This is a genomic window from Thiomicrospira microaerophila, from assembly GCF_000934765.1.
Taxonomy (GTDB): Bacteria; Pseudomonadota; Gammaproteobacteria; order Thiomicrospirales; family Thiomicrospiraceae; genus Thiomicrospira; species Thiomicrospira microaerophila.
The window spans coordinates 1-9,156 of record NZ_JYNN01000069.1; the positions used below are offsets into that span (position 1 = coordinate 1).

General features: G+C 49.2%; 4 protein-coding genes. All 4 read left to right on the forward strand.

Annotated features, from left to right (window positions below):
• The first annotated feature begins 168 nt into the window (after positions 1 to 168).
• The 4 genes from NA59_RS11975 to NA59_RS11995 are packed head-to-tail and all read left to right on the forward strand — an operon-like array spanning position 169 to position 9,075.
• On the forward strand, positions 169 to 3,036 hold the full coding sequence (locus NA59_RS11975; RefSeq protein WP_052501662.1) for a PAS domain S-box protein: 2,868 nt from the start codon (positions 169 to 171) through the stop codon (positions 3,034 to 3,036).
• A gap of 2 nt (positions 3,037 to 3,038) precedes the next feature.
• Complete coding sequence (locus tag NA59_RS11980; RefSeq protein ID WP_044413077.1) at positions 3,039 to 3,416, forward strand: response regulator; 378 nt, start codon at positions 3,039 to 3,041, stop codon at positions 3,414 to 3,416.
• Positions 3,417 to 3,448: 32 nt separating this feature from the next.
• Positions 3,449 to 6,586 carry a response regulator gene (locus NA59_RS14515; protein WP_052501663.1) on the forward strand — a complete coding sequence of 1,046 codons (3,138 nt, stop codon included), beginning with the start codon at positions 3,449 to 3,451 and terminating at the stop codon, positions 6,584 to 6,586.
• Complete coding sequence (locus NA59_RS11995; protein ID WP_044413080.1) at positions 6,586 to 9,075, forward strand: PAS domain S-box protein; 2,490 nt, start codon at positions 6,586 to 6,588, stop codon at positions 9,073 to 9,075. Before NA59_RS14515 ends, NA59_RS11995 begins: the two co-directional genes overlap by 1 nt.
• Positions 9,076 to 9,156 lie beyond the last annotated feature (81 nt).

Here is a 9,156-nt window from a genome sequence, read left to right on the forward strand (position 1 = left end):
GCACTGGTTTGGGAGATTGCTTCGCTTCGCTCGCAATGACGGGGAAAGGTGCTCGCAATGACGGGGAAAGGTGCTCGCAATGACGGGGAAAGGTGCTCGCGATGACGGGGGATTTTTATGATGTGGAATTTTAATTCGCAATAGTTTTAAACTTACGGAGACAAGTTAATGCAAGTACCGGCAACGCCAGACAATGAGTCGGCACGCTTAGCAGCGCTTTATCGGTTGAATGTGTTGGATACGGCGCCAGAAGAGTGTTATGACCGCCTAACACGGCTTACTCAGCAGATGTTTAATGTGCCGATTTCAGTGGTGTCGTTGATAGATGCGGATCGTCAGTGGTTTAAATCGCGCCAAGGGCTTGATGTGTGCGAGACAGGGCGTGATGTTTCCTTCTGCGGTCACGCGATTCTTGGCGAGGATATTTTTGAAATAGAAGATGCCACGCAAGACCCCCGTTTTTCAGCTAATCCGCTGGTTGTATCCGAGCCTAAAATTCGGTTTTATGCCGGCGTGCCTTTAATTACCCGTGAAGGTCATGCGATGGGGACCTTATGCATTATTGACTTTAAACCGCGAAAACTGACAGAGGCACAACGCAGTGCGCTGCGCGATCTGGCGGATGCGGTGCTATCCGAGCTAGAGCTGCACGAGTCCTACAAGCGCAATTGTGAGTATGAAGCCGCGCAAAAGCTAACCCGCATTATTTCACGTGCACAGTCGGGTTTTATTGATGAAGCCCAAGGGCGTCAACTTTTCGACCGCTTGCTGTCTGATGTATTGGACTTAACAGGGAGTGAATACGGTTTTATTGCTGAGGTGCGTTATGGCGAGGAGGGGGCCCCTTATCTTAAAACCTATGCCATCACCAATATCGCTTGGGATGCACAAAGCCAAGCCTCTTACGAAACGCATGCCCCCAACGGGATGGAGTTCCATAATCTAAAAAACTTGTTTGGTGAAGTGCTGACCACAACTCAACCCGTGATTGCAAACGACCCGCTTCATGATCCGCGTCGTGGCGGCCTGCCGCCGGGGCATCCCGCGTTGAACCGTTTTCTTGGCTTGCCGATTTTTTATGGTGGTCAATTGGTTGCGATGCTAGGCCTAGCGAATCGAGCACAAGACTACGATAACGCATTAATCGACTACCTAGCCCCCTTGTTAACCACCTGTGGACAGTTGATTCAAGCCGCCAAAATGCACCAACAACAGGAGCAGGATCGGCTGCAAATTAAACGCCTATCAAAAGTGGCTAGTCAGACCAGTAATGGCGTTGTGATTACTGACGTAGAAGGTCGAGTGGAGTGGGTAAACGACGGCTTTGTCCGCATCACAGGCTACACACTAGCGGAAATGAAAGGGCAGAAGCCGGGCAATGTTTTGCAGGGCGCTGATACCGATCAACACACTGTAGATAAAATTCGACAAGCCCTTGCGCAGCAACAGGGCTTTGATGTCACCTTGTTAAATTACACCAAAACCCACCGCCCATATTGGATCCGAATCCAATGTACCCCGTTATTTGATCAACAGCAAAAGCTGACAGGCTATATGTCAGTGGAAACCGACATCACCGAAAGCAAACTCGCTACCGAAGCGCTACAAGCCGAGCGGAACTTATTTTCCACCGGGCCTGTTTTTGTGATTACTTGGGGGCCGACTGAAGATTGGCCTGTAACCTATGTATCAGACAATATTATCGAGATATTAGGTTATAGCCCTGCGGAGATGATGGCGCCCGATTTCCGCTATGCCAACTTAATTCATCCAGACGATATCCAGCGAATTGGCGACGAAGTCATGCACAATATCGCCCAGCACATTGATGTATATGAACAATCCTATCGCTTGCGAATGAAAAATGGCGCGTATCGCTGGTTTTATGACTTTACCAAGCTTGTGCGTAATGCGGATGGACAGCTTAAAGCGATTCGTGGCTATATGTTTGACCAAACAGAAATCAAAAAAATAGAACAAACACTCAAAGAGCAGTCCGCCCGCACTAAGGCCATTCTCGACAATATGGTTGATGGTTTATTGACCATGGATGTGGCGGGCAGGATAGAATCTTCCAATCCGGCTGCAGAGCAAATTTTTGGCTATCAGCAACAAGAAATGGCAGGCAAAAACCTGCAAGCCTTAGTGCCAAACCTCCATCAGCAGGGGGTCAGCTATTATCAGGCCGGACAAGGTCACGAAGTTGAAGGCCAAACCAAACAAGGGCGTCGGTTACCGATCGAGTTATCGGTTTCAGTCGTCAGACTAAAGGGACAACAACAATACATTGCCCTAGTTCGAGACATTAGCGAACGCAAGCGCACCGATCAGCTAAAAAGTGAGTTTGTCTCTACGGTCAGCCATGAATTGCGCACCCCCTTGACCTCGATATCCGGTGCGCTGGGTTTAATTATCGGTGGACAACTGGGTGCCATGCCTGCCCAGATGCAAAAAATGATTGACATCGCACACAAAAACACCCTGCGCCTGTCGTTGTTGATTAATGACCTGCTGGATATGGAAAAAATGGTGTCCGGCAAGCTGCATTTTGAGATGAGCGTCCATTCGCTGGTGACAATTATCAACCAAGCGATTGAAAACTACCAAACCTATGGCGCAGAACACAAGATTAAACTGCGGCTTGAAAACGAGGGGTTGGATGTCAAGGTATGGGTTGATGAACAGCGTCTGCAGCAGGTACTCGCTAACCTCTTGTCAAATGCCATCAAATATTCCCCGCTAGGCGGTCAGGTAAGGATTGCACTTCAGCCCCATGCCCAACGTCCTAATTGGATCCGGGTGGCGGTGATTGACCAAGGCCCAGGGATTCCTGAATCCTTCAAGTCGCGCATATTTGAAAAGTTTTCACAAGCCGATGCGTCTGATAGTCGCCAAAAAACCGGCACGGGTCTTGGCTTAGCCATCTCACGTGAGATTATTGAGCAGATGGGCGGACACATTGGATTTGATTCAACAGAAGGGCAAGGCGCCACCTTTTGGTTTGAATTGCCGCTAGCTAGCCAAACAAAGGAGTAACCATGACAGATTTACAACGTATTTTGTATATTGAAGACGAAGAAGATATTCGAACCATTGCGCTGTTAGCGCTAGAAGCGGTGGGCGGATTTAGCGTAAAAGCCTGCGCCTCCGGTCAAGCGGCACTCGATGAAGCCGAGTCTTTTGCACCGGATCTGATTCTTTGTGATGTCATGATGCCAGGCATGGATGGCCCCGCAACCATCAAAGCGTTGCAACAAAAGCCCGCGCTTGCCAAGGTGCCGGTTATCTTTATGACCGCTAAAGTGCAACCTACTGAGGTGGCGCACTTTAAATCGTTAGGCGTTAAAGAGGTGGTGGCCAAACCCTTTGACCCCATGACCCTCGCTGAACAAATTCGTGCTATTTGGGCGAGATGATGGTTGATAAATTAAATTAAGAAGGAATCACAATGACCACGCCAACTGAAGCGATGCAAGCACTCCGTCAAGCGTATCGTCAAACACTAGCTGGGCGGATAACGGCCTTAAAACAGCAATATGAAAAGAGCATGCTCGCGGATGGCTCCATTGAGGAGGTGAAGATTCTACATCATCAGCTGCACAGCTTGACTGGCAGCGCGGGTACGTTTGGTTTGCTATCGATTTCAAGCGCTGCAAGAAAGCTAGAACAGCAGGTAAAATCCATTATTGATACGCCTTTAGACTTGGCGGACGAAGGTTGGCGCCAACTGGCTGAGGGTTTAGCGCAGCTTGAGCAACGCATAAACGAACAGCTAGGTCAACGGGATGCCGATAGCGAGGTGCCGATGCCAGCGCCGCAGACAGATTCAAATCGTCAGCCGATGATATATGTTATCGAAGATGATCCGAAGCAGGCGGAGCATACCGCGCTGGTTTTGCGAGAAGAGGGTTTTCAGGTCAGCTTGTTTAGTGATGCCCATAGTTTTCGCGCTGCACGTGCGCTCGGCGCCTGCCCTGATGCCATTCTCCTTGATTTGATTTTACCGGAAGGCGAAAGTGCGGGGCTAGAACTGCTCGCCGAGATTAAGGCTTGGGAAGGCTGTTCGCCACCGGTGATCTGTACCTCGGTGCGCGATGATTATGATGCAAGATTAAGCGCGTTTCGTGCGGGGGCCAATCGTTATATGCTCAAACCGTTTGAGCCTTCATCGTTGATGGATATGCTCAATGCCCTCACCGGTCGCCAAGCTAAGCAACCCTATCGGGTCATGATGGTCGATGATTGCTCGATACTCTTGGAAGCGCAATCCTGGGTATTACAATCCGCTGGGATTGAGGTGATGGCGTTGAGTGAACCGAGCGAAATACTCACCGCCATGGATGATTTTCGTCCGGATGTCTTGATTTTAGATGTCTATATGCCCAAGATTAATGGCCCAGATTTAGCCGCGATCATTCGAGAGCGCGATGATTATCTGACCCTGCCTATTTTGTTTCTTTCAGCCGAAACTGATCTAAATCAGCAAATGAACGCACTCAGTCATGGTGGGGATGATTTTTTGGTTAAACCCGTACAGCCAGACTTGCTGGTCTCGGCGGTAAAAGCGCGCGCTAAACGTGCCCGACAGGTACTGGCGTTACAAAACCGATTGCATAATAGCCTTTATGAGCGAGAACGTGAGCACCAGGCGCTCAATCAACATGCCATCGTCAGTGTGGGTGATCGGGCCGGAAATATTATCGCCGTCAATGATAAGTTTTGTGACATTAGCGGTTACCAACGCAGTGAGTTGATCGGAAAAAATCATCGTATTGTTAAATCTAAGCGTCATAATGCCGCGTTCTTCGAGGAACTTTGGCACACCATTGCCAATGGTGATGTTTGGCAAGGCGAAATTTGCAACCTCACCAAGCAGGGCGAAGAATATTGGGTCAAGTCCACGATTACCCCTTTTATTAACGAATCGGGGCAAGTTTATCAATATGTGTCGATTCGCACCGACATCACCCAGGTAAAAAGGCTTGAACTTGAACAGCAGGCGCGTTTGTTTGAGCAAGCAGAGCGGGTGAAAGAATGGCGCTGTCTGAATCGCATTATGCAGCTTTTAACCGATGATAGTCTTGAAGACCATGAGTTGCTCAATCTCGTCGTCAACAGCATTCCGGCGGGCTGGCGCTACCCTGAAGATACCTGTGCCTTAATTGATCTTAATGGCGTTAACTACGCGACACCGGGTTTTGTGGAAACCCAATGGTGCCAATACTGTTCAATAGAGCTAGAGCAGCTTAAGGGGCAGCTAATCGTCTGTCGTATTCAACCTGATCCCGCGGAAATGAATGATGCTTATGGCATATTGCTCGACGAAGAACAGCGCTTATTAGACAGCATTGGTTTGCAAATTGGTCAGGCGTTTCAGCGCCGTGAAGCCAAGCGCGCGATGCAAATAGCACGCCAAGAGGCCGAACGCGCTAACCGTGCCAAATCCGATTTTCTCGCCTCGATGAGCCATGAATTGCGCACGCCGCTAAACTCGATTATCGGCTTTTCCCAGTTGCTTGAACTCTCGGATTTGTCCGACAAGCAAAAAAAACAACTTCACACCATTGGTGCCAGCGGCAAACACTTGTTATCGTTGATTAACGATGTGCTGGAATTTGCCAAACTTGAAAGCGGCAAGCTGGCATTGAATATCGAAACCGTCGATGTGCGCCCGATTATCGAACAGGTTATCGCGCTCAGCGAATCCCATGCCTATGCGAATAATATCAAAATAAACCTCAGCCCCGACACCCACAAATGGCAAATCAAAGCCGACCCACTGCGTTTTAAACAAGTGCTGCTCAACCTCACCAGCAACGCCATCAAATACAACCGCCCTAACGGAAAGCTTGATATTAACTGGCATAAGCTAGAGCAGGACAACCAGGCCTGGTGGGAGCTTCAAGTTAAAGACACCGGGTTAGGGATTGCCGAGCAGGATTTACCCGGACTGTTTGAGCCGTTTAACCGTTTGGGTCACGAAGGTTCAACGATTGAAGGCACAGGTATCGGTCTAAGCATTACCCAAGACCTGGTTGAACAAATGGGCGGTCAGATAACCGTCGAAAGCGAAGTGAATGTGGGCACCATCTTTAAGGTGTGTTTTCCGCTAGATCAGCAGGCAACCAACTCAGCGAGTTCAGATAGTGCGGCGTCAACGCAAGCCGATGCCGATGCTGGCGCGCAAAATGCTTCGCTCGCCGCCAGCACGCTCAAAGTGCTATATGTTGAAGACAATCCGGCCAATATGAAATTGATGGCCGAAATCGCTCAGCTGATGGAAGGCATTGAACTGCGCATTGCACCCAGTGCCGAAAACGGACTGCAACAAGCCCAGGCCTGGTTGCCCAGCGTAATATTATTGGATATTAATTTACCCGGCATGAACGGCGATGAAGCGATCGCCCACTTTAGAGCGATACCGAGCTACACACCGTGCCAGCCGACCATTTATGCCGTGACCGCCAATGTACTAGAAGACCAGGTAAAGCACTATCGCGACTGTGGCTTTGACGATATCATCGCCAAACCTTTTGATATCGCGCAGATAATGCAACGAATAGAAGCCCTAAAGGAGTCGGCGTAATGAACACAGCTGAACGTTTTTCCCCCGAAATTGCGCAGGTTATCTATCGTTTACAATCTAACTTTATTGTTGAGAAGGATCGCCAGCAGATATTTGGCAGCCTGCTAACCGACCTCTTAGAATTAACCCAAAGTGCATACGGCTTCATTGGTGAGGTGCTCTATAGTGCAAAAGGACAGCCTTATCTTAAAACCTTTGATGTCACCAATATTGCGTGGAACGAAGAAACGCGTGCCTTCTATGATGCACACGCCAAAACGGGGCTAGAGTTTCACAACCTTAAATCCTTACTCGGGGTCGCGATCACCACAGGCGAGCCCGTTATTAGTCAAGACCCTGCGAATGACCCAAGGCGAGGAGGCTTGCCGACTGGACATCCACCTCTTGAAGCCTATTTAGGGGTGCCAGTTTTTTATGACGATAAAATTGTCGCGATGATGGGGCTAGCCAATCGGCCGCAAGGCTATGATCTCGCGCTGGTTGATTATCTAAAACCCGTGTTGAAAATATTTGCCCAGCTGGTTGTGTCGTCTCAGCTTAAAGAACAACAAACACAACTGCAGCGCCAGTTGGCACAGTTTAAAAACACCCTCGACCAAGCGCACGACTGTGTGTTTATGTTTGATGCTCATACCTATCGCTTTTTATACGTCAATCAAGGCGCGATCAAACAAGTCGGTTATGACCAAGATGCGTTGCTGCAGATGCATGCGTTTGATATTAAATCCGGATTCACTCAGCCGCAATTTCATCAAAAGATGCAGGCAGTTATTCACAGCGAAACACGCGCCACCCACTTTAGAACTCAGCACCAACACAAACAAGGTCACTGCATAGATGTTGAGGTTTTTTTACAATACGTTGAACCCACGGATGATGCGCCGCACTTTTTAGCCTTTGTGCGTGACATCTCCGAGCAATTAGCCAATGAACAGGAGATTGCCGAAACCAGAGAGCGTTTCAGGCGGGGGCAGGAGTATGCCAATATAGGTACGTGGGAATGGACGATAGCAACCGGTGATTTGTATTGGTCAGAACAGATTGCGCCCCTATTTGGTTATGCAAAAGGCGAGTTGGAAACCAGTTATGCCAATTTTTTAGCCGCGATTCATCCTGATGATCGTCAAGCGGTGACTGATGCGGTAGCCGCCTGTATTGAACAGGGCGTGGTGTACGATATAGAACACCGTGTAGTTTGGCCGGATGGCACCGTGCGTTGGTTATTAGAAAGAGGCAATACACACCGCGATGATCAGGGCAAACCCTTAAAAATGATTGGTGTGGTGCAGGATATTACCGCGCTGCGCATAGCAAGAGAGGAGGCAATAAGGGCGAATGCCGCCAAATCCGACTTCCTCGCCTCGATGAGCCATGAATTGCGCACGCCGTTAAACTCGATTATTGGCTATTCACAATTACTTGAACTATCTGATTTAAACGACAAGCAGAAAAAACAAATTCATAGTGTTAGTGCCAGCGGCAAACACTTGTTGTCGTTGATTAACGATGTGCTGGAATTCGCCAAACTTGAAAGCGGTAAACTCGCGCTTAATATCGAAACCATCGATGTGCGACCCATTATCGCGCAGGTCGTTGCGCTCAGTGAATCCCATGCCCAGAAGCATAATATCAAAATAAACCTAACCCCCGATACCCACAAATGGCAAATCAAAGCCGACCCTGTGCGTTTTAAACAAGTGCTACTCAACCTCACCAGCAACGGCATTAAATACAACCGCCCCAACGGCAAGCTTGATATTAACTGGCATAAGCTAGAGCAGGACAACCAGGCCTGGTGGGAGCTTGAGGTTAAAGACACCGGGTTAGGGATTGCCGAGCAGGATTTAGAAAGGCTATTTATACCGTTTGACCGTCTTGGTCACGAAGGTTCAACGATTGAAGGCACAGGTATCGGCTTAAGCATTACCCAAGACCTGGTTGAACAAATGGGTGGTCAGATAACCGTCGAAAGCGAAGTCAATGTCGGCACCCGCTTTAAGGTGCGTTTTCCGCTGGATCAGCAGGAAACCGACTCAAATAGCCCAGATAGCGCGGCGTCAGCGCAAGCCAGTGCCGATGCTGGTGCGCAAAATGTTACAAGCGCAGCCAGCACGCTCAAAGTGCTGTATGTTGAAGATAACCCTAACAATATGAAACTGATGGCGGAAATCGTCCAGCTGATGGAAGGCATTGAACTGCGCATTGCACCCAGTGCGGAAAACGGACTGCAACAAGCCCAGGCCTGGTTGCCGAACCTAATATTATTGGACATTAATTTACCCGGCATGAACGGCGACGAAGCGATAGCCCATTTTAGAGCGATACCGGGCTACACACAGTGCCAGCCAACCATTTACGCCGTGACCGCCAATGTACTCGCAGACCAGGTGGCGCACTACAACAACTGCGGTTTTGACGAGGTGATTGCCAAACCCTTTGACATCGCCCAAATCATGCAACGCCTAGAGGCAGTGCGTAACAAACAATAAACACCGCCCAGGGTCATTGCGAGGAGCGCAGCAAAAGCCAGTGTCATTGCGAGGAGCGCAGCGACGCGGCAATCTCTTGAG